The organism is Trueperella sp. HMSC08B05 (genome assembly GCF_001808405.1).
Taxonomy (GTDB): domain Bacteria; phylum Actinomycetota; class Actinomycetes; order Actinomycetales; family Actinomycetaceae; genus Trueperella; species Trueperella bernardiae.
On the sequence record NZ_KV793278.1, the window covers coordinates 15,959 to 39,038 of the forward strand.

23 protein-coding genes are annotated in these 23,080 nt (G+C 65.6%); 5 read left to right on the plus strand and 18 right to left on the minus strand.

Annotation, left to right across the window (positions count from 1 at the left end):
* Nucleotides 1-50 precede the first annotated feature (50 nt).
* Genes cydD through HMPREF3167_RS08825 form a run of 3 tightly spaced genes read left to right on the plus strand, consistent with a single transcriptional unit; the run spans nt 51 to nt 5,340 of the window.
* A complete protein-coding gene (cydD, locus tag HMPREF3167_RS08815) occupies nt 51-1,898 on the plus strand; it encodes a thiol reductant ABC exporter subunit CydD (protein ID WP_070446506.1) in 1,848 nt (615 codons plus the stop codon).
* Nucleotides 1,888-3,651, plus strand: a complete 1,764-nt coding sequence (gene cydC, locus HMPREF3167_RS08820; protein WP_070446507.1) for a thiol reductant ABC exporter subunit CydC — start codon at nt 1,888-1,890, stop codon at nt 3,649-3,651. Before cydD ends, cydC begins: the two co-directional genes overlap by 11 nt.
* Before the next feature lie 39 nt (nt 3,652-3,690).
* On the plus strand, nt 3,691-5,340 hold the full coding sequence (locus HMPREF3167_RS08825; RefSeq protein ID WP_070446509.1) for a GAF domain-containing sensor histidine kinase: 1,650 nt from the start codon (nt 3,691-3,693) through the stop codon (nt 5,338-5,340).
* Here the strand turns inward: HMPREF3167_RS08825 and HMPREF3167_RS08830 are convergent, their stop codons facing one another.
* From HMPREF3167_RS08830 to HMPREF3167_RS08865, 8 genes are read right to left on the minus strand one after another with little or no spacing between them, the layout of a single operon-like run.
* Nucleotides 5,341-5,964, minus strand: coding sequence for a response regulator (locus HMPREF3167_RS08830; protein WP_062613741.1), 624 nt, complete (start codon nt 5,962-5,964; stop codon nt 5,341-5,343).
* Nucleotides 5,965-6,013: 49 nt separating this feature from the next.
* The gene (gene mutM / locus HMPREF3167_RS08835; protein ID WP_062613740.1) at nt 6,014-6,907 is read right to left on the minus strand and encodes a bifunctional DNA-formamidopyrimidine glycosylase/DNA-(apurinic or apyrimidinic site) lyase; all 894 of its coding nucleotides are present in this window, start codon (nt 6,905-6,907) and stop codon (nt 6,014-6,016) included.
* A gap of 15 nt (nt 6,908-6,922) precedes the next feature.
* The gene (gene rnc / locus HMPREF3167_RS08840; protein ID WP_101923896.1) at nt 6,923-7,603 is read right to left on the minus strand and encodes a ribonuclease III; all 681 of its coding nucleotides are present in this window, start codon (nt 7,601-7,603) and stop codon (nt 6,923-6,925) included.
* Nucleotides 7,596-8,249, minus strand: a complete 654-nt coding sequence (locus HMPREF3167_RS08845) for a YceD family protein (RefSeq protein ID WP_062613739.1) — start codon at nt 8,247-8,249, stop codon at nt 7,596-7,598. The genes rnc and HMPREF3167_RS08845 overlap by 8 nt, the downstream gene beginning before the upstream one ends.
* On the minus strand, nt 8,249-8,752 hold the full coding sequence (locus HMPREF3167_RS08850; RefSeq protein ID WP_062613738.1) for a hypothetical protein: 504 nt from the start codon (nt 8,750-8,752) through the stop codon (nt 8,249-8,251). The genes HMPREF3167_RS08845 and HMPREF3167_RS08850 overlap by 1 nt, the downstream gene beginning before the upstream one ends.
* Complete coding sequence (gene coaD, locus HMPREF3167_RS08855; RefSeq protein WP_062613737.1) at nt 8,749-9,222, minus strand: pantetheine-phosphate adenylyltransferase; 474 nt, start codon at nt 9,220-9,222, stop codon at nt 8,749-8,751. Before coaD ends, HMPREF3167_RS08850 begins: the two co-directional genes overlap by 4 nt.
* Nucleotides 9,219-9,785, minus strand: coding sequence for an RsmD family RNA methyltransferase (locus HMPREF3167_RS08860; RefSeq protein ID WP_062613736.1), 567 nt, complete (start codon nt 9,783-9,785; stop codon nt 9,219-9,221). Before HMPREF3167_RS08860 ends, coaD begins: the two co-directional genes overlap by 4 nt.
* Nucleotides 9,782-12,013 carry an ATP-dependent DNA helicase RecG gene (locus HMPREF3167_RS08865; protein WP_148132435.1) on the minus strand — a complete coding sequence of 744 codons (2,232 nt, stop codon included), beginning with the start codon at nt 12,011-12,013 and terminating at the stop codon, nt 9,782-9,784. Before HMPREF3167_RS08865 ends, HMPREF3167_RS08860 begins: the two co-directional genes overlap by 4 nt.
* Before the next feature lie 192 nt (nt 12,014-12,205).
* Between HMPREF3167_RS08865 and rpmB the strand changes: the two genes are divergently transcribed.
* The gene (rpmB, locus tag HMPREF3167_RS08870) at nt 12,206-12,397 is read left to right on the plus strand and encodes a 50S ribosomal protein L28 (RefSeq protein WP_062613734.1); all 192 of its coding nucleotides are present in this window, start codon (nt 12,206-12,208) and stop codon (nt 12,395-12,397) included.
* A gap of 227 nt (nt 12,398-12,624) precedes the next feature.
* Here the strand turns inward: rpmB and HMPREF3167_RS08875 are convergent, their stop codons facing one another.
* From HMPREF3167_RS08875 to nrfH, 7 genes are all read right to left on the minus strand, one after another.
* Entirely contained in the window at nt 12,625-13,239 is a 615-nt protein-coding gene (locus HMPREF3167_RS08875) for a TlpA family protein disulfide reductase (RefSeq protein WP_083281146.1), read from the minus strand.
* Between the two features lie 20 nt (nt 13,240-13,259).
* Nucleotides 13,260-14,174 (minus strand): cytochrome c biogenesis protein CcsA, encoded by a 915-nt coding sequence (gene ccsA / locus HMPREF3167_RS08880; RefSeq protein WP_062613732.1) that lies wholly within the window; start codon nt 14,172-14,174, stop codon nt 13,260-13,262.
* Nucleotides 14,174-15,619 (minus strand): cytochrome c biogenesis ResB family protein, encoded by a 1,446-nt coding sequence (locus HMPREF3167_RS08885; protein ID WP_062613731.1) that lies wholly within the window; start codon nt 15,617-15,619, stop codon nt 14,174-14,176. Before HMPREF3167_RS08885 ends, ccsA begins: the two co-directional genes overlap by 1 nt.
* Before the next feature lie 11 nt (nt 15,620-15,630).
* A complete protein-coding gene (locus HMPREF3167_RS08890; RefSeq protein WP_062613730.1) occupies nt 15,631-16,326 on the minus strand; it encodes a cytochrome c biogenesis CcdA family protein in 696 nt (231 codons plus the stop codon).
* Nucleotides 16,316-17,092, minus strand: coding sequence for a tetratricopeptide repeat protein (locus tag HMPREF3167_RS08895; protein ID WP_068539159.1), 777 nt, complete (start codon nt 17,090-17,092; stop codon nt 16,316-16,318). The genes HMPREF3167_RS08890 and HMPREF3167_RS08895 overlap by 11 nt, the downstream gene beginning before the upstream one ends.
* A 75-nt stretch (nt 17,093-17,167) precedes the next feature.
* Complete coding sequence (locus HMPREF3167_RS08900; protein WP_070446516.1) at nt 17,168-18,646, minus strand: ammonia-forming cytochrome c nitrite reductase subunit c552; 1,479 nt, start codon at nt 18,644-18,646, stop codon at nt 17,168-17,170.
* Nucleotides 18,647-18,651: 5 nt separating this feature from the next.
* On the minus strand, nt 18,652-19,170 hold the full coding sequence (gene nrfH, locus HMPREF3167_RS08905; protein ID WP_070446517.1) for a cytochrome c nitrite reductase small subunit: 519 nt from the start codon (nt 19,168-19,170) through the stop codon (nt 18,652-18,654).
* Between the two features lie 166 nt (nt 19,171-19,336).
* Between nrfH and HMPREF3167_RS08910 the strand changes: the two genes are divergently transcribed.
* Complete coding sequence (locus tag HMPREF3167_RS08910; RefSeq protein ID WP_068539165.1) at nt 19,337-20,185, plus strand: HAD-IIB family hydrolase; 849 nt, start codon at nt 19,337-19,339, stop codon at nt 20,183-20,185.
* Between the two features lies 1 nt (nt 20,186).
* On the opposite strand, the gene thiL is transcribed toward HMPREF3167_RS08910, so the two are convergent.
* The 3 genes from thiL to HMPREF3167_RS08925 all read right to left on the minus strand — a co-directional run bounded on the left by thiL (nt 20,187) and on the right by HMPREF3167_RS08925 (nt 23,030).
* Nucleotides 20,187-21,161, minus strand: coding sequence for a thiamine-phosphate kinase (thiL, locus tag HMPREF3167_RS08915; RefSeq protein ID WP_068539167.1), 975 nt, complete (start codon nt 21,159-21,161; stop codon nt 20,187-20,189).
* 28 nt (nt 21,162-21,189) lie between these two features.
* Entirely contained in the window at nt 21,190-21,732 is a 543-nt protein-coding gene (locus HMPREF3167_RS08920) for an NADPH-dependent FMN reductase (RefSeq protein WP_068539169.1), read from the minus strand.
* A 197-nt stretch (nt 21,733-21,929) separates the two neighbouring features.
* Nucleotides 21,930-23,030, minus strand: coding sequence for a D-alanine--D-alanine ligase family protein (locus HMPREF3167_RS08925; protein ID WP_070446551.1), 1,101 nt, complete (start codon nt 23,028-23,030; stop codon nt 21,930-21,932).
* Between the last annotated feature and the right edge of the window lie 50 nt (nt 23,031-23,080).

Sequence of the window (23,080 nt, forward strand, 5' to 3'; positions counted from 1 at the left end):
TTCGCATTAGCCCGGCACAGAATCTAGACTTGATCTGAAATGGAGGTTCCGTGAAACCACTCGACCCACGCCTGCTCACCTACGCCGGCCAGACCAAGAGGTACATCGCCTTCCTCGTGGCCCTCGGCGTGATCGACGCGGCCCTCATCGCGGCCCAGATCGTGCTCATCGCCTACGCCGTCTCCCCCGTGTTCTACGGGACGGCTACCCCCGCCGGCGTGCTGGGGCGGGTGGCGTGGCTCGGCGTCGTCGTCGTGGCGCGCTTCACGCTGGCGTACGTGCGTGACGCGTACGGGCACCGCTCGGCCGTGAACGTGATCGCGGACCTGCGTGGGAAGGTGCTACGTAAGGCGGCCTCCCTTGGGGACAGGTGGCTCAGCGGCAACACCACAGACACGGTCACGCTGGTCACGCGCGGCCTGGACGACCTGGAGGCCTACTTCGTCCAGTTCCTCCCCCAGCTCTTTCTGTCAGTCACGGCCATGCCGGCGCTCATTGTCCTCCTGTTCTACTTCGACTGGATCTCGGCCCTCTTCGTGGTCTTTTGCATTCCGCTGGTGCCGGTCTTCATGATCCTCATCGGCAAGATGACCTCGCGCTATTCGAACGAGCGCCTGGCCGCCATGCAGGACCTGTCCTCCCAGCTGCTCGACCTCCTCGCTGGCTTGGCCACAATCAAGGGCCTCGGCCGCGAGCACGGGCCGGAAAAGCGCGTGAAGTCGCTCGGCAACCGCTTCGCTGAAAAGACGATGCAGACCCTGTACGTGGCCTTCCTCTCCGGCGCCGCCCTCGAGTTCCTCACCACGCTCACCACCGCGCTCGTGGCCGTCAACATCGGCCTGCGGATGGTAGACGGCTCGGTGCCGCTCCAGATTGGCCTCATCGCGATCATGCTCACCCCGGAAATCCTCAAGCCCCTACGTGAGGTGGGCACCCAGTTCCACGCCTCGGCCAACGGCGTGACCGCTGCCGAAGGCGCGTTCACGATCCTCGACCTGCCGCTTTCTGAGCACGCCGGCACCTCGCCCGTGCCCGACCTCGAGAGGGCCGAGATCCGCTTCGAGGGCGTCTCCGTCTTCGCCCCCGGCCGCGCCACCGTGGCGCCGGCAGAGCTCAGCTGCACGATCCAGCCCGGCGAGATCACGGTGCTGCGCGGTCCCTCAGGTTCGGGTAAGACGACGGCCGTGAACGTCCTTCTCGGCCTGCTTTCTCCCGACGCCGGCCGCGTCACCGTGGGTGGCACGCCGCTTTCCGACATCGACCGCGAAGCCTGGTGGGCCCACATCTCCTGGGTGCCCCAGCGTCCCGTCATCGTGCCCGGCACCGTGGCTGAGAACGTGGGCGGGATCGCCACCGAGGCCGCAACGCTTACCGGTTTCGACGACGTCGTCGCCACACTCTCGGGCGGCTGGCAGACAGTCCTGGGACACGGCGGCACCGGCCTGTCGGTGGGCCAGCGCCAGCGCCTGGCCCTCACCCGGGCGCTGACCTCCTCGCGCAAGATCATCATTCTCGACGAGCCCTCCGCCCACCTCGACGCGATGAGCGAGGAATACGTCTCAAACGTCGTCACCTCCCTCAAGGCCGCCGGGCACACCGTTATTGTCATCGCCCACCGCCAGGCCATCACCGAGCTGGCCGACCACGTGATCGACGTCGTCGCCTCCACGCGCGACATCAGCGCCGAAGTCCGCGAGTCCGCCGCCCTGCGCGAGTCGGCCGAGTACGCCGCGTACGTCCGAGCTCAACGAGCCGACTACGCCATCCCGCGCCATTGGCGCGACGCCGATCCCTCCGGCCACCGCACGAGTACCGGCGCGCCCGGCGCGGGCTCCACCGCCGCGGGGTCGGACAGCACCCCGCGAACGCCGCAGAAGGAGGCCAGCGATGATCGATAGGGATGAGCGCAAGGCGCTTCGCCGCGCGATCGGCATGCTCGACTACAACAAGAAGACCTTCGCATGGTCCGTTGCCGCGGGTTCAGGCGCGATCGGCTCGGGCGTGTCGCTTGGCGCCACGTCGGCGTGGCTCATCGCCCGCGCGGCCGAACTGCCCCCGGTGCTCGACCTGTCGGTGGCGTCTACGGCCGTGCGCCTATTCGGCGTGGGCAAGGCGATCTTCCGCTACCTCGAGCGCATCGCCTCCCACTGGGTGGCCCTCTACGGCATGGCGAACCTGCGCTCGCGCGTGTATTCGACGATGGCAGGCTCGACCACCGACGTGGTCACCTCCGTCAAGCGCGGCGACCTGCTGGCCCGCACGGGTGCGGACGTGGACGAGATCGGCAACGTGGTCATCAAGTCGATGCTGCCGGCGGCGGTGGCGATCGTCGTCTCCGTGCTGTCATTGGCGATTGTCGGCTTCCTCTCCCCGCTCATCGCGCTCGTCCTGCTCGCCTGCCTGCTGCTCTCCGGCGTTGTGGCCCCCTCGATTGCGGCCCGCGGCGCCCGCGCGGACCAGGAGGCGCAGATCCGCCACCGCGCCGAGCTCAACGCCCAGGCTCTCACCATGCTCGAATCGGCCTCCGACCTGCGCATTTCCGGGCGCATGGCCCAGATGGAGGAACAGCTGGCCCAAACTGAGGCTCGCATCGCCTCCCACCGCGACTCCTCTGCCCGCCCAGCAGCCCTCTCCCATGCGCTCGACACGCTCGCCATGGGCCTCGCAGTCGTCGCCGCCCTCCTCGTCGGCACGTTCCAGATGGCGGCCGGCGACCTGACCGGAATCGAGCTGGTGGTCTGCACGCTCGTGCCGCTGTCCGCCTTCGAGGCGACCGCCCGGCTTGGGGATGCCGCCACACAACTGGTGCGATCGGCGTCGGCGGCGAAACGGATCGTCGACCTGCTGGACGCCGCCGAATCCCACGCCAAGCCCGAACCCGACGAGCGGCCAGGCGACGGCTCGGGGCTCATCGCCCGCGGCCTGCGCATCGGCTGGCCAGGCGGGCCCACCATCGCCGGGCCGATCGATCTCGAGCTCACCCCGGGCAAGACCATCGCGATCGTCGGCCCCTCCGGGATCGGCAAGTCCACGCTCCTCTACACGCTAGCCGGCATGCTCGCCCCGCAGGGCGGCGCGGTCACACTTTCCGGGCGCGACGCCTGGCGCATCGACCGCACCGAGATCTCCGCCCAGCTGTCGCTAACCGCCGAGGACGCCCACATCTTCGAAACCTCCGTGCTCGAAAACCTGCGCGTGGCCCGCGCGAGCGTCACTCCCGACGAAGCTGAGAATCTGCTGGCCCAGGCAGGCCTGGCCGAGTGGCTCGCCCAGTTGCCGGACGGCGTCGACACCTTGCTCGGCTCCAACGCCACGTCCATCTCCGGCGGCGAGCGCCGCCGCCTCCTCCTCGCCCGCGCACTCGCCGGCTCGGCCACCTTCATGCTCCTCGACGAACCCGGCGAACACCTCGACCCCGCCACCGCCGACGAGCTCATCCGCGACCTGCTCGCCGTACGCAACGCGCGCCGCGGCGTCGTGCTCGTCACCCACCGCCTCACCCCGCTCGACGCCGCGGACGAGGTCATCATGCTCGGACGCGTCGGGGGCGATGGTAGCGAGAGCAGCCAGGTCGGCGTCGTCGCGCGCGGAACCCACGCCGAGCTCGCTGCCCAGATGCCCGACTACGAGTGGTCACTCGCCCAGGAATAGGTAGAGTATTTCCAAAGCCCCAAGCCGGGAAGGAAGCCAATGCAGGCCTCAGAGCAGATTTCTGAGTTTTCGCGCCACATCCTCACGATCGCTCGCTCGCTGGACCGCACCGAGGTCTCGCGCGCCCTCGTCCAGACCGCGTGCGAGCTCACGGGCGCCGAATTCGGGGCCGTCAGCGTGCTCGACTCCCACGGCGACACCATCCAGTTCATCCAGCAAGGTATGCCACGCGGGCCCGAAGTGGTGACCGAACACCCGCCCATCGACCACGGCGTGTTCAACGACATCCCACTCGACTCCTACCTCATCATCAACGACATCTCCGCCTACGCCGCCGGCACCCTCCCGCCGAACCACCCGGCGATGAAGAACTTCCTGGGCGTGGCTATCACGGTCAACGAGCAGGTGTGGGGCCGCCTCTCCCTCTCGGACAAGGCCAGCCCCTTTACCGACGACGACGGCGAACTCGTCCACCTACTGGTCAAGGCCACCGAGATCTCCGTGGTCAACTCGTTGCTGTATGCCGAGTCGCAGAACCGCGCCCGGTGGCTCACCGCCTCCCAGCACATCGTGTCCTCCCTGCTCGAAGGCACGGACGAGGACGAGGCACTCGAGGTCATCGCCCACGAAATGCGCATCGCCGCCCGCGCCGACGTCGCCATGATCATCCTGCCCTCCATCCAAGATTCCTGGATCTCCGAGATCGTCGACGCCGACGACCCGGCCCGCGTCCACGAACTCGTCGGACTGCCCTTCCCCAAGGAGGGCCGGGCGCGCACGGTCATCCGCGAGCAGTCGGGCGTGGTGGTGGATTCCATGCAGCGCGTGCGCACGATCCGCGTGCCCGAGCTGCGCCAGTTCGGCTCCGCGCTCTATAGTCCGCTCATCTCCCAGGGCATGGGCCTGGGCGTCATCCTGCTACTGCGCTACCCCAACACCGGCGAGTTCAACCTGCACGACCTCACGATGGCCGAGTCGGTCGCCAAGCAGGCCACGATCGCGATCAGGCTAGCCGAAGCCCGCCAGGCCCAGGCGATGGCCGCCGAGCTCGACGAGCGCGCTCGCATCTCACGCGACCTGCACGACCTCGCCATCCAGCAACTCTTCGCCTCCGGCATGCACATCACCGCGATCCGCGAGGAGATGAGCTCGCGCGGGCTGGGCGAACGCGTGACCGGAGCGCTCGATGCCGCGATCTCCGCCATCGACGACTCAGTCAAGCAAATCCGCCAGATCGTCCACTCGCTACGCGACGAGGGATCGTCCGCCGCGATCGTCTCCCGCCTCCAGCACGAAGCCTCCGTGGCCCGCCAGTCGCTCGGCTTCGCACCCTCGCTCCTCCTCACCTGGAACGGCGCCGACGTCGCCGAAACCGACTACCACCTCATCGACGACGCGGTGGGCTCCGACATCTCCGACGATGTTGTGGCTGTGGTCCGCGAAGGCCTGTCCAACGCCGCCCGGCATGCCAAGGCCTCCTCCGTGTCGGTCACCGTGGATGCCACGCCAGACGAGATCGTGATACGCGTGCTCGACGATGGCGCCGGCATCGAACAAAGCCTGGCCCGCCGCTCCGGCCTGTCCAACCTGGCCGCCCGGGCGCGCCGCCACCAAGGCTCGTTCTCCATCGAACCGCGTGGGGACGGGCACAGCGGCACCCTTCTCGTGTGGAGGGCCCAGTTGAGCTAATTAGCCGTTCTGGTTGCGCCAGCCCATGGCACGCTGGCCGGCCACCCACGCCGCCACCTGCGTGCGGCGCTGCATGCCCATCTTCGACAGGAGAGAGGTGATGTGGTTCTTCACCGTTTTCTCGGCCACCCCCAGCTTGTCGCCGATTTCGCGGTTTGACAGGCCGTCGCCGATGAGGTCGAGCACCTTGCGCTCGGAGGGTGTCAGGTGTGCAGTGGGGTCGGCATGGTCGGCGCGGCGCCGGGTCACCGTCCGCTCGTCGAGCAGCACGCGGCCGGCCGCCACCGCCTTGATAACCTCCGTGATCTCCGCCCCACGCACCGACTTCAGCAGGTAGGCCTTCGCGCCGGCGTCAAGCGCCTCGGCGAGCGCGTCGTCATCATCAAACGAGGTCAGGACGATCGACTTCGTGTTCGGGACGACCTCACGAAATTCGCGGATGATATCGATGCCGGTGCCGTCGGGCAGGCGCAGGTCCACCAGCGCCACCTGGGGCGTCATCAGCGTGGCGCGGCGCACGGCCTCCGCCACCGAGCCGGCCTCGGCCACGACGGCGAGCCCGTCGGCGCGATCGACCACCTCAGCGATGCCGCGGCGGACCACCTCGTGGTCGTCGATAATCATCACGGAAATATCTGTAGTGCTCACCCCGCCATCTTAGCCAGATATCGCCCTACTTTTCGACGAGACGCTTCCTCTTCAGGGGCCGCACGTGCCGGGCGCGCTGGCAGGCGGGGCAAAAGTGCGAGGAACGGCCCATGAACGGCTCGCGCCTCAGCGCAGTTCCGCACGCCGGGCACGGCATCCCGCCGCGCCCGTAAACGTTAAGCGCCCGGTCGAAATAGCCGGCCGCGCCGTCCACGTTGACGTAGAGGGTATCGAACGACGTGCCGCCCACCTCCACCGCCCGGGCCATGACGTCGGCCGCCGCCAGGTAAACCTCGCGGATCTTCGCCAGCGACATGCGGCTGGCCAGTCGGCGCGGGTGAACACGGGCGGCAAACAGCGCCTCGTCGGCGTAGATGTTACCCACCCCGGAGGCAACCGACTGGTCGAGCAGGATGCGCTTGATCTCGGAGTCTTTGGCGTGGGCGCGGCGGATGACGGCCTCGAGGTCGAAGGCCGGGTCGAGTGGGTCGCGGCCGATGTGGGCCACGGATCGCGGGATGAGCGTATCGGCGCTCCCCCGGCCGGCAGGCGCGCTGTCACCGGTGGGGACGTACACATCGGGCATGAGGTGGCCAAACGTGCGCTGGTCTACGAAGTCGAGCCGGACGCCGCCGTCAAAAAAGAGCGAGGCGCGCCGGTGCGGGTTGTCCGCCCCGCCCACGCGGAACTGGCCCGACATGCCCAGGTGCGCGACGAGGGCCAGGCCGGAGGCGTCGAGCCACAGGTACTTGCCGCGTCGGGCCACCGCCTCGATTCGCCGCCCGACCAGCGGTTCCAGGCCCTCCGGCGCACGGCGCACTGCCCGCGGGCTCAGCACCTCCACGCCCACGACCGTCGCACCCACCGCGATGGGCTCAAGGCCCAGGCGGATGGTTTCAACTTCGGGAAGCTCGGGCATCGTGCTAGGCGCGGGCTAGCCGAGCGCGTAGTAGGCGGCCTTGCAGGCCTCCAGCTTGGCCTGCTTTTGCGAGGTGGCCGTACCCTCCCCGCGCTTGACCCCGTCGACGATCACCGCGGCTGTATACACGCGCGCGTGGTCCGGGCCCTCGCCCTCCACCTCGTAGCTGAGGTTGCCGGTGATCCCCTGCTCGCGGGCCTTCTCCTCGAACGCCGTGCGCCAATCGAGGGCCGGACCCATCTTCTGCGCGGCCTCCACCTGCGGAACCAGGTGGCGCAGCACCACCTCGTTCGTCACCTCCACGCCGTGCGTAAGGAACGTGCCGCCGATGAGGGCCTCCACCGTGTCGGCCAGGATCGAATCCTTATCCCGCCCGCCCGACATCTCCTCGCCGTGCCCGAGCCGAATAAACGCGCCCAGGCCCAGCCGCCGGGCGATCTCCGCCAGCGAGCGCTCCGAGACCGCGGCCGCCTTAATCTTCGACATCCCGCCCTCGTTCATGTCCGGGTACGTGGCAAAAATGTAGCTGGTCACCACCGCGCCCAGGATCGAATCGCCCAGAAACTCCAGGCGCTCCGAGTGCTCGCCGCCGTTCTCGTACGCCCAAGACCGGTGCGTCAGCGCCGGCTCCACGTAGCGCGGATCAATCGTGGCGCCCCACGCCTCCACCTCCCGCTGCGTGATTGGCTTATGCACGGGGGTCCTCAACGACGCCGTCGAGGCCGGTCGCGTCCGCAGGCCCGGCACCGGCGCCGGCCGGGCGGGCGTCGTCGGACACGTCGGTGTCGTCGGCCTCCTGAGAAAGTTGGGCCGCGAGCGCGTCGAGGGCGGAGAAGCGCGGGTCGAGGAACTCGTGGGCGTGGCCGTCGGGCAGGTCCTCCCAGCGCTCGCCGCACTCGGGGCACAGGCCTTCGCAGTCGGGGCGGCACAGCGGGATGAGAGGCATGGCGAGCACGAGCGCGTCGCGGACGATGGGTTCCATGTCGATCGTGTCGTCGGCGACGATCGGCATGTCCTTAGCCTCTTCGTCCCCCTCGTCGAGGAGGGCCTTTTGGCTTTCGGGATAGAAGACGAGTTCGGCCACTGGTTCATGCAGGTCGAGTGTGATGTCGGTCAGGCACCGGGCGCATTGGCCGTGCGCGGTGGCGCTGACCATGCCCTGCACGAGCACGCCCTCGGAGACGGACTGCAGCGTGATATCGAGGTCAATCGGGTCGCCCTCCACCACGCGGACCATCGGGATGCCGCACTCGGCCGGCGCCGGCAGCTCGGTGCTGAGCTCGCGCTGGGCGCCCTCCGCCCGCGGCAGGTCAATGATCGAGACGACGTACGGGCTGGTCATCACTCATCCTCCAGGCGGTTGGCCAGGTGGGCGCGGCCGGCCGCGATCTGCTCGAGCAGACCGCCGAGCTCCTCCGACAGCTGGTCAAGCGTGGTGGCCGCATAATCGTCCGCGCCGCGCTTCATGTGCTCGGCCTTCGTCTGCGCCTCGTCCAGAATGCGGGTGGCCTGCGACTTCGCCGCGATCGTGATCTGATCCTGGGCCACCAGGCGCGAGGCCTGCTCGCGGGCCTCCGCCACGATCGTGGCCGCGTCCTGTTCGGCGCGCTCGCGGATCGCATCCGCATCCTGACGCGCCGACTCCGACACCGCCGACGCCTCCTGCAACACCTCGTCCGCCGCGACGATCTGATCGGGCACGATCTCCCGCGCCGTCTCCAGCAGGTCCAGCAACTCTGAGCGGTTGACCATCACCGACGCCGACATCGGCAAAGACTTCGCGTGGGACACAATCTCCACCAGCTCGTCCAGGATCTCGAGCAGCGATTCGCCTTGTTCGTTCATGAATTGACCTTCCTCAGTGCACGCGCAACATTCGGCGTCACCAGATCGTCGATTGTACCCCCGTAAGAGGCTATTTCCTTAACGAAGGAAGATGCTATGTGGCTCAGCGCCGGATCGCCCATAACAAACACGGTCTCAATGTGGGACAGGTGCCGGTTGAGCAGCGCCATGGCCTGTTCGGCGTCGTAATCCGCCGCCCCGCGCAGGCCCTTGACGATCGCCGCCGCCCTGCGCTCGCGCGCAAAGTCCGCAATCAGCCCGGTGGCCGCCTCCACCCGCACCCCGCCGACGCCGGCGAGCGCCTCACGCGCCAGCTCCACGCGCTCGTCGAGGCTGAACAGGTAGGTCTTCTTCGCGTTATGACTCACGGCCACCACGACCTCGTCAAACATCCCCCGCGCCCTCTCAATCACGTCAATGTGGCCAAGAGTGAGCGGATCGAAGGATCCCGGGCAAACCGCTAGTGTCATGGCTCCAGTCTACCCTCCCCCGCCATCACTGCGGACCAGACGCGGGTGTCGCCCCACGTGCGGTCGTCGTCGAGCTCGAGGCCCTCGGGCCAGGCCGGCTCCGGGGAGTGCTTCGAGCGCTCGACCACCACCATCGCGTCCGCGGCCAGGTGCGGCACGAGGAGCTCAAGCACGAGCGCGAGGGCCCCCTCCCCGATGTCATAAGGCGGGTCGAGGAACGCCAGGTCGAAGCGTTCGGAGGGCTCGGTGGCGAGGTACGTTTCGGCCTTCATGGGCACGACGTCGATCTCCAGCCCCGTCGCCTTCGCGTTGGCGCGCGCCACGCCGGCCGCCTGCCGGCTGGCCTCCACGCTCACCACGCTGCGCGCCCCGCGGGACTTCGCCTCGAGCCCGAGTGCCGCCGAGCCCGCGTACAGATCGAGCACGGCGCAGCCCTCGATGTAGCCGTAGTGCTCGAGGCGGGAAAACATCGCCTCCCGCACGCGCTCCGACGTGGGGCGCGTTCCGGACTTGGGCACCTGCAGGTTGCGCCCGCCGGCGGTGCCTGCCACGATTCTGGTCATGTCTTCTCCAGGTAGTCGGTGGAATCGGAGCTAGCCGCCTCGATCGCGGCACGCAGGGCGGGGTGGTCGGCGAGCGTGGCGTCGGCCGTCACGAGCGCGCGGGCCGCGGCTCGTGCTACCCCGATGAGCTCTTCGTCCGTGCGCACGCGCACGTATTTCAGCGACGACGACCGCCCGCTTTGCGCCGCCCCCAACACGTTCCCCTCGCTGCGCAGTTCGAGGTCCTTCTCCGCCAGGGCGAAGCCGTCGGTGGTGGAGGCGAAGGCAGCCAGGCGCTCGAAGGCCACCGTGCCGTCCAGTGCGTGGTGGACCGCCAGGCAGATCGACTCCCTCTGGCCGCGCCCCACGCGCCCGCGCAACTGGTGGAGCTGGGACAGGCCGAAGCGTTCGGCGTCGAGAATCACCATCATCGTGGCCTGCGGCACGTCCACGCCCACCTCAATCACCGTGGTGGACACGAGCAGGGGCGCGCGGCCGGAGGCGAAGTCGTCCATCGCGCGGGCCTTGTCCTCGGCATCCATGCGGCCGTGAACCGCACCAATCTCAACCCCCGCGAGCACCGGCTTGGCGCGCACCTGGGCGAGGACCGATTCGACCGAGGCGGGCTCGAAGTCGTCGATGGCGAGCTGCTCGCCCAAGTTGGCGAGGGCATCGGGGCCGGCGTCGCCCGGCGCCTCCTCCTCGGCCGTGGCGGAGATTCGCGGGCAGACGACGTAGACCCGGCCGCCGGCGTCGATCTCCTCACGGGCCCGCTCCCAGACCCGTTCCACCCAGCGTTCGTTCATGGCCGGGACCAGGTTCGTGGCGATCGCTCGGCGCCCCTCGGGCTGCTCGCGCAGGGTCGAGACCTGCAGCTCCCCGAAGGAAGTCATCGCGATCGTTCGCGGTATCGGCGTGGCCGTCATGACGAGGAGGTGGGCACCGGCGGCGAGGCGGTCGCGCTGATCCACCCCGAAGCGGTGCTGCTCATCGATCACCACGAGGCCGAGGAACGGGATCTGGACCATGTCCTCAAACAGGGCGTGGGTGCCAACCACGATCCCAGCCGCGCCCGAGGCGATCGCGGCGAGCGTTGCGCGTTTCTTCGCCGCGGGCAACGAGCCCGTCAGTAGCTCAATCGACGTGGCCTGCGCGGCCGCTCCGAGCTGGCCTGCCATCCCCAGCTCCCCCAGCATCGACTGAAAGGAGGCGTAGTGCTGGGCGGCGAGCACCTCGGTGGGCGCCACGAGGACGGCCTGACGCCCGGCGTCGACCGCCTGGAGCATGGCACGCAAGGCGACGACAGTCTTGCCCGATCCGACGTCGCCCTGCAAAAGGCGGCGCATCGGGCTGGCGGTGGCGAGCTCGGCGGCCAGCTCTTGACCTACCGCGCGCTGGCCGGCGGTCAGATCGAAGGGAAGGCGGGCGTCGAATGCCGCGAGGATGCCACCCTCGCGGGGCGCCATCGCGGGCGCCGGGTGTGCGGCGGCGTCGACCGCCCGCTGGGCGAGCAACGCCTGGAGCACGAAGGCCTCCTCGTGCTTGAACCGCGCAATGGCGCTGTGCCACTCCTCCTCGCTGGTCGGCTGGTGAGCCGCGCGCAGCGCCTCGAAGCGGCCAGGCAGCGAGTGATCGGCAAGGTAGTCTTCAGGGAGGGGATCGGGCACGTCGCTCGGGGTCAGCGAGGCAAGCGTGACATCCACGGCCTTGGCGATCTTCCACGAGGGCAGCTTTGCGGCAGCGTGGTAGATCGGGATCGGCTGAGCAATCTTTGCCGGATCGACCTCCGCCTCGTCCTCCACCACCTCATACTCCGGGTGGGAAAGCTGGAGCTGGCCGCGGTAGGAGGTGATCGTGCCGGAAAAGGTGGCGAGCGTGCCGGGGCGCAGCTTGGCGGCGTGAAAGTGCAGCGGACGGGAGGACTTGGCAAAGAAGGTGAGGTTAAGAGTGTGGCGCCCGTCGGAAATCACCACGGATAAGATGTAGCCGCGCCGGGAGTGCATGGGCCGGACCTGGGAATCGACGATCCGGGCCACCACCGTCACCGCTTCTCCCTCTTGCACCGCCTCAATCGGCAGGAGCTCGCCGCGCCGGGCCAGGCGGAAGGGAATGTGATCTAGGAGGTCGCCCACCGTGTGCAGGCCCATTTTGGAAAACGCTGCGCCGGTGCGCGCACCTAAGACCCGCTCGAGCGGGCGCGTGAGAGCCGTCCACGACTCCGCCGTGGTAGCAGCCATTCGATCCGACATCTTTCCTCCAGCTACTAGGTTACCGTGCAGCTGCGAACGAATGGCGGCTCGGCCGTTCCGGCCGAGCCGCGGTAGACGTGCGCAATCCCACTGGCCCGGTACGTTGGAATTTGCATGCGTCGTCGGCTATCATCTTTAAGTTGCTTCAAGGAGCGCGAGAGCGCGCTCTCAACCCAAACGAAGGAGATAACCGTGGCCTCTGTATGTGAAGTCTGCGGCAAGGGCCCTGGTTTCGGTAAGTCTGTGTCGCACTCCCACGTGCGCACCAACCGTCGTTGGAACCCGAACATCCAGCGCATTCGGGCTCTCGTCAATGGGACGCCGAAGCGTCTGAACGTGTGCACCAGCTGCCTCAAGGCCGGCAAGGTGACGCGCAACATCTAGCTCTTAGATGCAAATGAGGCGGGAGATCCCGCCTCATTTTTTATGCCCGCGCTTGCGAGTCTTATGCCGGTGCATGAGCCCCACATGAGTGCTCCGGCCTCATAGCTGTTACGTTAAGCCACCAGATGTCGCATCATTCTGTCGGTTCTTGGCGAGAATCTACGGGATTACCGTTGCGTCTATCGGGTTGTCCTCTACTCCCAAGCAGCACACCGTGGCCCCGCTCCTTATTTTGCGGCGGAGAGGAACTCCTCGATCGAGTCTTCCGACAGCACGCCCACACGATAGTTCGCCACGTTGCCCTCGGCGTCGATCAGGAAGTGAGCCGGGATGCCAAGAACCCCGTATGCGCGCGAAAGATCGTTTGACTCGTCGGCCACTGCGGCGAAGTCATATCCCGCACGCGAAAGATAGCCGCTCACGGTGTTGTCTTGCTCGCCCACGAACGCGACCACAACTTCGACGTCGTCGCGCGCGTCAGCAACGGCCTGCACATCGGGCATCTCCGCGCGGCAACCCTGACACCAGGTCGCCGCGAATAGCAGCCACACCGGCTTGCCATGCAGCGCCTCGAGGGAAACCTCGTTGCCTGCGACGTCGACTGCGGTAAAAGCTGGGGCGGGCTCGCCAACCGTTGGCGCGGGTTGTGCACTGTCGACATCGACCTGGCTGACCTTGCCACTACCCGCAGGGGTGTCATCCTTGCCGAGCAAGCTCTCGCCAAAGCTCGAACCGGAGACGATCCATGCGCCCGCCAAAACAAGTAGCGTCGTCACTATCAGCACCATCATCGTGCCGTATTTCGACTCGCGAATACCGGTGCGCCAATCAGTCGTACTCACATTTCTCCCTTGTAGCAGATCTAAGCGTAGGAGTGCAGGCTATCAAACCACAGGTTACCGAAGAATGTGAACAGGACGGCACTAAAGCCCAGAACTAGGAGCCATGCGGACTTCCGTCCGCGCCAGCCGCGAACCACACGGGCATGGACGTAGGCGCCATAGATCAACCACGTTACTAGCGCCGAGGTTTCCTTCGGATCCCATCCCCAGTAACGGCCCCACGCGATGTTGCCCCATATGGCTCCCAGTACGATCATGATGGTCAACAGCGGGAAGGCGAAGACCACCGATTTGTAGCCGAGCTCCTCGAGGATCTCCGGCCTCGGCCAACCGCGCCAGGTGACCTTCGGTGCGAGCAGATACATGATCGCGGCGCCGAATCCGATGACTGCCGCGCCGTAGGACAGCGCAGCGGTGAACACGTGCAGGGTCAGTAGCGGACTATTCTGGAGTGCCGGCATGAGAGGCTCCTTGGCGAAGTCCAACGAGGTCACGTAAATGAGCATGCCAAGAATGACCGGTAACGTGAACAACGCTAGCGTGCGGATACGGTAGCGGTGCTCGAAGTAGATCTGGAAGGCAAGCATTCCCCATACGAAGGCTGTGGCGAACTCGTATTGGTTGGCCAGCGGAGGTTCACCGGTGGCGATGTAGCGCACAATGACCGAGGCAGTGAGGGTGAGGAAGGCTAGCTTTTCGAGCAGGTTGCCCATGCGCGGAAGCCCCCTGGCCTGCATGGGTTGGACCTGGGTCTCGGTGCTGGTGACGTTCGATTCCACGACGACGGCCGAAGCGGATGTCGGCGCAGCCACAGTCGCAGACTGCTTGGCCGAACTCATATTGCGCGCAACGAAAGTAGCCATGACGTAGATTCCGAAGGCAAGCGCAACAATTAGCGTGCTTGCGAAAAGGAGAATCTGGGAAAACTCAAGCATTAGAGTTCCTTTCCTTGTGTGATGCGTTCGGTGATCTCGGTACCGAATCCATGGAAATAGCGCGAGAACCCGAGGTCACGCTTGTCGTGCGAGGCCAGTCGGAGGACGGAGCCATCGTCGGTGGCGGTCACCCACGCCCACATGCGCTGGTGACGTAGTGCCATGGTCATGATTGATCCAATAATAAGCAACGCGCTACCAAGCCAGACCACCCACGCGCCCGGGTCACTTCGGACGATGAGGCCGGCGTACTGAGCCTCGCGTTCGAATGTGATGTCAAGGCCGGCGACTGTGGCGGGCTGGCCTTGGTCCACCACCTTCATATCCATCGTCTCCTGCGAGCCAGACTCGTAGACCTCAATGCGCGCCTGGCCAGGCGCGAGATCCGGGTTTGTGCGTCCGGACGCTGAGGTGATGACGAAGACCTCGAGGGCCGGGTCCTCCAACTCAACGACGCCGTAGCTGTAGGCCCCGTCACTGGTCGTGTAGCGCAATGGCACGCCCCCGGAGCGGAGTTCGCCCGCATTCCCCGAAATCGAAACCACAGCGGACATACCGAAGGAGGCTTGATGGAACATGACGCCGTCATAGGACAGCGGCGAGTTCACGCGGACGTTCTGATCGGCCACGGTCTGCCCGTCCTTGTAGAGGATGACGTGGGAGACGTAGTCGAGCGGACGGCCGTCTTCGTTGTAGGCATCCTGGAACGAGACGACCTTGGCGCTCAGGCCCGTGTTGTAGCCGACTTCCTGGGTCTCCCCCACAGTGACGAGGAAGAAGTCGTTACGAAAGCCCATGCTCTGGGTGACGAGGAAGCCGATGATGATAAGTATGAACGCTAGGTGGGAAAGCGCGGTTCCAAAGGGCGCCCAGTGGAAGCGATCGAGATAGAAGAACTCGCGCTGGGCGTCGTCGGCGATCACGCGCATGTGGCGCCTCTTGGCCGTAGCCAGCAGCGCATCCGTGGTTGTCTCCGCGTCCGCGCTCAGCCTTGCGCTGTAGCGGAAGCGGGCCGTGTTGAAGAAGTTCTCACTCGCCCGCTTACGCGGCTTGTATGCCGTGCGGTACAGAAGCGGAATGCGGTGAGTGGTGCAACCGATGATACTCAGGCACAGCAGGATCATCATGATCCTGAACAGCCATGAGGAGAACATGTTGAAGAAACCGATCGCCGCCAGAATTCTCGTCCACCCGCCGTATACCGGTGTCAGGTTCGTGAGGAAATCCTCCCACGCCGCCTCATCGGCCACGACGTACGAGTTGGCCTGCGGGAAGACTACACCGATCAGGCTGAGGATCGTCACGATCAGGATGAGAAGTAGACCGATCTTCTTGTTGTAGAAGAGGGCATAAATAGTACGCCACACCTCGGCGCCAGAGATGCGGGCGCCGTCGAGAGCATCCACCTGCTCAGGTTCGTGGGTGGCCGTGTTTTGATCAGACACTTCTTCTCCTCCTACAGCAAGGCCGGAACCAGCGTGGCCAGGCGTGCGAACAGGTTGGTGATCATGAGGAAGCCCATAACAATGAGCAGAGTGCCGGCGAGAAGCTCCACCAGCCTATGGTTACGACGAAAGAATCCGAAGCGTTTGTGAAGGTCAACCGCGCCGATGGCCACGGCCACGATCGGAAGCCCCAAGCCAAGGCAAAAAACTGCCATCATGAGGGCACCTTGCCATGCCGTCTCACTTTGAACAGCAAGGGCAAGGATGCCGCCAAGGATCGGGCCGATGCACGGGGTCCAGCCCGCACCAAAAACCACGCCCATGAGAGCTGAGCGGGCCGTGCCGTTGCGAATCCCCGCCGGTCCCTTGAGATCCCCGCGGATCAGTTGGTCGAGTACGGGAATTGAGATAAGGCGAGCCATGTGCAGGCCCATAACGATCAGGATCGCGCCGCCGCCGATCCGAAGGACGTTCGAGTACTGTCCGAGGACGTTCCCTACCGCCGCGATGGACAGCCAGATCGTCATAAAAATGACCGAGAACCCCACCATAAACGCCACGGCGTGCCATCCGGCGCGGCTACGTGAGACCTCTCCCGGATCTCCCCCAACGATCTGGCCGACGAAGACCGGCACGACCGGGAGGAAACAGGGTGAGGCGAAGGCGATGATCCCAGCCGCGAAGGAAAGGAGGACACTAATCTCCATTTGTCTCGGCGCTCTCGCGGTACTTCATGATGTCGGCGGCCATGTCAGAGTCGGGCGCCAGTTCGAGGACCTTGTCCCACACGCGCGTCAGCTCAGCCTCGTCGACGGGCTCCTCCATGAGATAAACAAATCCAAGGTTGAACCACGGCTCGGCCTTCGTCGGATCGAGTTCAGTGGCCTTCATCCAGCTCTCCTTCGCGCCTTCGAAGTTGTTGAGCGAGTACTTGCACACGCCAGCCATGAGGTGGCTTTCCATATCATCGGGGGCTACTTCGATCGCTTTGTTGAGGGCATCGAGCGCGTTCTGGTACTGACGGGCGTCCACGTAGGTCTTGCCCAACTCCTTGAGGGTATCCACATCCTGCGGATTATCCTCGATCTTCTGGTTAAGCTCGGCGACCTTTTCTTCATCAAGGGTCGCCATCTGGCCCATGTCCATCTGAGAAATATCCGGGTGGTTCGCGGGAAGGGTCGGGTTGTCATTCGCCGACGGGCCCAGCCCGGCCTGCCGAACAATGATCACGACGGCGATCGCCAGCAGAACCGTCAACACGAACGTGAGCTTGTTGATTGTTTTCTTCTCTCCCGCAGCCGGCGAGGTCCCTGGGCGGGAGGTAGGCGCCGCCTTGGCCCGAACCGGCTTGGGCGGGGAATCACTTCCGTCGTCCTCCTCGTACGTGTCAATATCGACCACGTCGGCATCGACGACGTCGGGATCGCCCGTCTCTTCGTGGGGGAGATCGTCCTTGGGACCTGATGGCGGCATGCTCACTCTTCTCAATGGTGTGGTGCGGCGCCCTGGGACGCCGCACCACTATCGGGACCTTCGGCTACTGGTTCTTTACTTGGGGCCGGGCCGGTCGACCGGCTTGATGTCATAGCTATCCGGGGTGCGCTGGATGTCAACGTCGACACCCCTGAGTGCTAGCTGGCCGGCGCGGGCGTAGTCGGTAGCGGCGTTGAGCACCGCCAGTGAATACCCTGGCGCATGGAACCCTCGAGAGTTCTCGGAGACGGAGTAGTCAACCATGAACTGCGCCTTGCGCTGGAAGTCATAGGCCTTTTCCAAGGTGGCCTGATCAACGGATCCCTTCATCTGCTCCAGGTCATCAAGCAGGCCCTGCACGGCAGTGAAGGCAACATCCTTAGCATCGCCCCATCGGTTCTGGATTGTCTCAACACGGCCACGCATCTCGTCTTCGGAAGAGTGGTGGCAGGTCAGGCACGCCGCGTTGATGGAGGCGTTGTCTAGCATCGGCGAGCGCACCTGGTGATCGCTGATCTTCGCGGCGCCGTCACGCTTGTAGGGCATATGGCAGTCCGCGCAGGTCACGCCGTTGTCGGCGTGGATGCCCTGTGACCAGGTTTCGAAGTCCGGGTGCTGAGCCTTGATGACTTTGGCTCCCGTCGTGGCATGTTCGAAGTCGGAGAAGCCGATCTCGTCGTAGTACGCGATGGCGTCATCGACGGTCAGACCCTTCGTCCAGGGGAAGGTGAGGGTCTTCCCCTCGCCCTTGAAGTAGTACTCCACATGGCACTGTCCACACACGAAGCTCCGCATTTCCTGGTTGGTGGCATCTCGGTTGACGTCGTAATCCTCGATGCCCTCCAACGCCTTGACTGCGCGGATGCCTTCAATGAACGCGGGGCGGGTGACACGCAGCTTCATGGTCGCCGGATCGTGACAGTCGATACAGCCAATCGGGCCACCCGCGTGTTGCACGACCTCCGAGTAGGGAAGCTTGTTCATCTGTGCCCAGCCATCTGCCGGATCGTCAGGATTAAGGGCGTTAACGACCTCCGGGACCGAGGAATGGCAGTTAAGGCAGGCGCCGGGCTGGTTGAAGTCAGTCATGCGCTTGACGTACTTCTGGTCGTCGAGCATGTAGGCGTGTCCGCGCGGCTCGTTGTACTCGACCGAGAAGGCATAGCCCTTCCAGATGGACACAAGACGCGGTTCGATGGCGAGCTTGGAACGCGTCTTAAATTCGCGTGTGTCTTCGGGGACGGACGGATCGGTGTTGGCCACCTTATTGTTCGGATCCATCTCCGACGTCGCCATATAGCCTTCGTATTGCTTGGGCCAGTTTTCTCCCCACACTGCGGGATCAAACGTGGTGTCGGTAATCTCCGCCACGGGCGACCACGGATGGGCAGCCTCTTGCTTCTTGTCCATAATGTCCATGAACAGCCACGTGATGAACGCGGCGGCAAGGGCTACCACGACGAGGACGACGACGGCGGGCCACGTCTTCTTCGTCGCGGTCGATGCACCAGCACCATCGGGGGGGGGAACTACTTCGAATTCCTCGTTACTCACTATTCTCACCTCGCGTGTCCAACGCCGTCGTGGCACTTGACGCACGACATTTCTTCATTTCTTTCGAGGAAGCCGTGGTTAACCTGGTCCACAAGATCCGCATGGCAATAGCGGCAGGCGTGTTCCACGACTTCTTGATTGTGTGGGCGAATCTTGATGTTCTCAGGGTAGTTACCCACGGTGAACTTCAAGGAGTGCATGAAGCCGTTTTCGGCCTTGTTGATGTACTTGGCAACGAGATTCTCATGCGGAGCATGACAGTCGTTGCACGTGGCAACGTTGGCGTGACTTCCTCGCACATACGCGTTGTACTGTTCGTTCATCGCGTGGCACGAATTGCATGTCTGGGGGTCGTTGCCAAAATAGTTGGTGAAGCCGGCAGCCTGGAGCGTCATCGCCCCCACGCCAATGACCGCACCGACGAGGGCGGCGAGGACGATGCCCTTCCAGCCCGAAAATGTGGAGACGAAAGCTCGCCAGGTGCGCCTCAGCCACCCGGGTTGCTGTTTTTGCCGTGTGCCCATGCCTCGCCTCCATTTCCTTAACACCATCATATGATGTTTGATGTCAGGAGAATTAGAATTATTCACAACAACTACGGGACACTTCGTCTTGAAAAACGAGTTGTGGAGCTTTTTGGGACACTAGTCCCACGATTGTTCGCTAACACGATTGAATCTGGAAGTACCAATGAGAACCCCGGTCCTCGACTTTGACAACCTGCCCTGGCCCCGCGGCGCACTCAAACACGCGGTTTTCGACATCGACGGCACGCTCACGGACGAGCACTCCATCACTTCCGACGTCACGATCGCCGCGTTGCGTGCGCTTGACGACGCCGGCGTGCCGATCGCGTTGGCCACCGGGCGCCTGCTCAACGGGGGCGCGAACCTGGTGCGCCGGGCGGGGATTCACGCGTGGGTGATCGCAGCCGGCGGCGGCGTGGTGTGGAACGGGAAGGATATCGTCTCGGCGCATTACATGGATGTCGAGGAGGTTGAGCAGGTCACGGCGATGGCCCACGGCAACGGCCTGGTCCCCTTCTACTTTGACGAGGAGCGCATCTACGCTGACCGCGCCGCACTGGATGCGATGGGCATGCTCGAGATCAACGAGAACGCGAGCGAGGGCCAGCCCGTGCTCGACCTCGACCAGTTCACCCCCGCCCACGCCACCAAGGTCTCGCTTGCCGCGGCCACGCCCGACCACATGGACGACGTGATCGGCGCGTTCACCAAGCGCTTCCCCACCACCACGCGCTCGCATGCCAACTTCCTCGACATCGTGGCCCCCGGGGTCACGAAGTGGGAGGGGATCGAAAGGGCGCTCGCCGTGCGGGGCCTGCGGGCCGAGGACGGGCTCGGCGTCGGTGATTCGGAGAACGACGTCGCCTGGCTCAGCCGCATCGGCTACCCCGTGGCGGCCGCGCTCGCCAGCCCTGAGGTGCTTGAGACGTGCCGGTGGCGTTTGCCGAAGGTTGACGACGCCGTGGCGCGGCTTCTCCAGGCCGAGGTTGCTCGCCGGGCCAAGGACGACTAGCCTACTCCTCCGTTCCGGCCCCGAAGTGGTCCCAGCCGCCAAACCCTGCCACTTCGCGGTTGCCCACAGTCACGCGCCCGCCGTTGGAGGCGCCCATGACCTCGCCGATGTCGATGAAGCCCTCCGGCAGGGCGACGCCGGGGCGGATCGTGGCGATGAACCCGTGGTCCTCCCCGCCGGTGAGGAGCCATTCGCGCCGGTCGGCGTGGAGCCGACCGGCTGCCCGGCCCAGCGGCCCCAGCTTCCTTTCAAGTGAGCGTGGGTCGAAGTCGATCCACACCCCGGAGGCCTTCGCTAGGCGCCGCGCATCGCGGACGAGGCCATCGGAGAGGTCCATCATTGCCGTCACGCCCCCGGCCATCGCCGCGGCGAGCGCGGCATCGAGCGGCGGCTTGGGCCGCTTGAAGTCGTCCACGAGCCCGGCCACCGCCGCGTCGATGTCCACCCCGGCCTCGAGCAGGGCTAACCCGGCCGCACCGTGCCCGAGGTTCCCGGCGTGAATCACCCGGTCCCCGATCTGGGCGTCGGAGCGGCGCAGGGGCGCGCGCCCCTCCATGTCGCCCAGCACGGTCACGCCAATGACGATCGCCTCCGAGCCCACCAGGTCTCCTCCGTCCACGCCAACCCCCAGTGGCGCACACGCCTCCGCCAACCCGCGCGCAAAGTCCTCCACCCACTCCACCTCGAGCGAGCCGGGCAGGCCGAGCGAGATGACAAGCGTGCGGGGCCGGGCTCCCATGGCCACGGCGTCGGCGAGGTTTTGCATGGCGGCCCGGAAGCCGATGTCGGCCCCGCCTGACCAGTCGCGCCGGAAGTGGTGGCCTTCCACGAGCATGTCGGTGGAGATCGCGGCCGCCCCGGCCATGGCGAGCACGGCACAGTCGTCCCCCGAAGGCACGTCTACCCCTTCGCCGCGCGGCAGAAGGGGTAGGAAGCGTGAGATGAGGTCGTCTTCGGTGGTGTGCGAGATGAGCATGTGCTCACCCTAGCAAACGGCCACGGCCCTACTTGTTATCCTCGATGAACTGGGCAAACGCGGCGATGAAGTTCGCGATGATCTCGCGCGAGGTTTCGTTCGTGATCACGCCATCCTCGAGCTGGCCGGTCCGGGTGGCGTCGATGTAGGCCTCGGGCTGGGTCATGAGCTTCGGGCCGAAGAACAGCAGGGTGCTGCGCAGGTGCGACTGGGCCAGCGCCGTGCCAACCCCAGAGGGCGCCGCACCAGTCACCGCCACGGGCTTACCCGCTAGCGACCACTGCCCCCACGGGCGCGACGACCACTCGATCGCGTTGTGGAGCAGTGCCGAGAACATGCGGTTGTGCTCGGGGGTGATGAACAGGACGCCGTCGGCGGAAGCCAGCAGCTCCTTAAACTTGACGGCCACCTCGGGGTAGGCCGCGTCGTAGTCACGGTTGTAGTGCGGCAGGTCCTTGATCTCGGCCTCGACCATCTCGACGCCCTCCGGCGCGAGTTCCACGAGCGTGTTGGCAAGCTGACGGTTGATGGAGCTCGCCGAAGCGGAGCCGACCAGGTAAACGATCTTCATGTTGGACCTTCCCGTAGGTGTTATTCGCGAACTTCGCGTTACACGTTCAGGTTAAGATCGACTAGTCGAACTTTCAACTATTCTGGTGGTGTGCTCTCTCACAGCGCACGACGCCGCCCAGTCGCCCCGCGCCCGCCGTCCAGCCACCCGCAACGCATGCCCGACGACGCCGTCGTCCGGCCCGTTCCAGCGCCCGGCTAGCGCAGCCCGCGCGGCCGCTCGAGGGCCAGCCCGACGAGCTCGTCGACGAGCTCGCCATAGGACAGCCCGGCCTGGCCCCACAGGGCCGGATACATGGAGAACGGCGTAAAGCCAGGCATCGTGTTGATCTCGTTGACGATCGGCTCGCCGCCGGCAACGAAAAAGTCCACGCGCGTGAGCCCCTCGCACTCGAAGGCATCGAAAGTCCGCACGGCGATCTCTCCCACGCGCCGCGTGGTCTCCTCATCCAGCTCGGCGGGGATCGACATGGTGAGACCGTCGGTGGAAACGTATTTGGAGTCGAAGTCGTAGAAGCCGCCGGCCGGGGCCTCAAGCAGCACCTCGCCCAACACCGAGGCTCGGGCCGGTTCATCCCCACGCCCACCGAGCACAGCGCACTCGACCTCACGCCCGGCAATCCCCTGCTCGATCACCACCTTCGGGTCATGCGCCTGGGCCACCTCCACCGCGGCGGCCACGCCCTCCAGGCGCTCCACCTTGGAGATCCCCAGCGAGGACCCTGCACGCGCCGGCTTGACATACACCGGGAACTCAAGCTCCGCGACCTCCGCGAGCACGGCGTCGCGCTCGGCACGCCAACGGTGAGCGGTGACGGCCACGTACGGCCCCACCGGCAACCCCGCCCCGATCAGCACCTGCTTCATGAAATCCTTGTCCATCCCAGCAGCCGACGCCAATACGCCGCAGCCCACATACGGGATGCCGGCCATCTCGAGCAGGCCCTGGATGGTGCCGTCCTCCCCGAAGGGTCCGTGCAGAACGGGGAAGACGACGTCGACCGCGCCCAGCTCACGCACCTGCCCGCCCCCGACCTCGAGTAGCGACTGGCTACCGTCCCCCGGCGGGATCACGATGCGCCGATCGGAAGGACCCACCTCGGTCAACCCGTGGGACATGTCGAGCGCCTCGGGGTCCGTCTCCCCCGGCACCCAAGTGCCGTCACGGCGGATGCCGATGCTGACGACGTCGTAACGATCCGGATCGAGCGCCCTCATAACCGCGCCCGCGGTGGCGCACGAAATCGAGTGTTCCCCGGAAATCCCGCCGTAAATGACGGCAATACGAATTCTCTTCACCACTTAAGACTACCCGAGGAGGTTCACAGTGTCGGTGAGCCGCGTTAGTC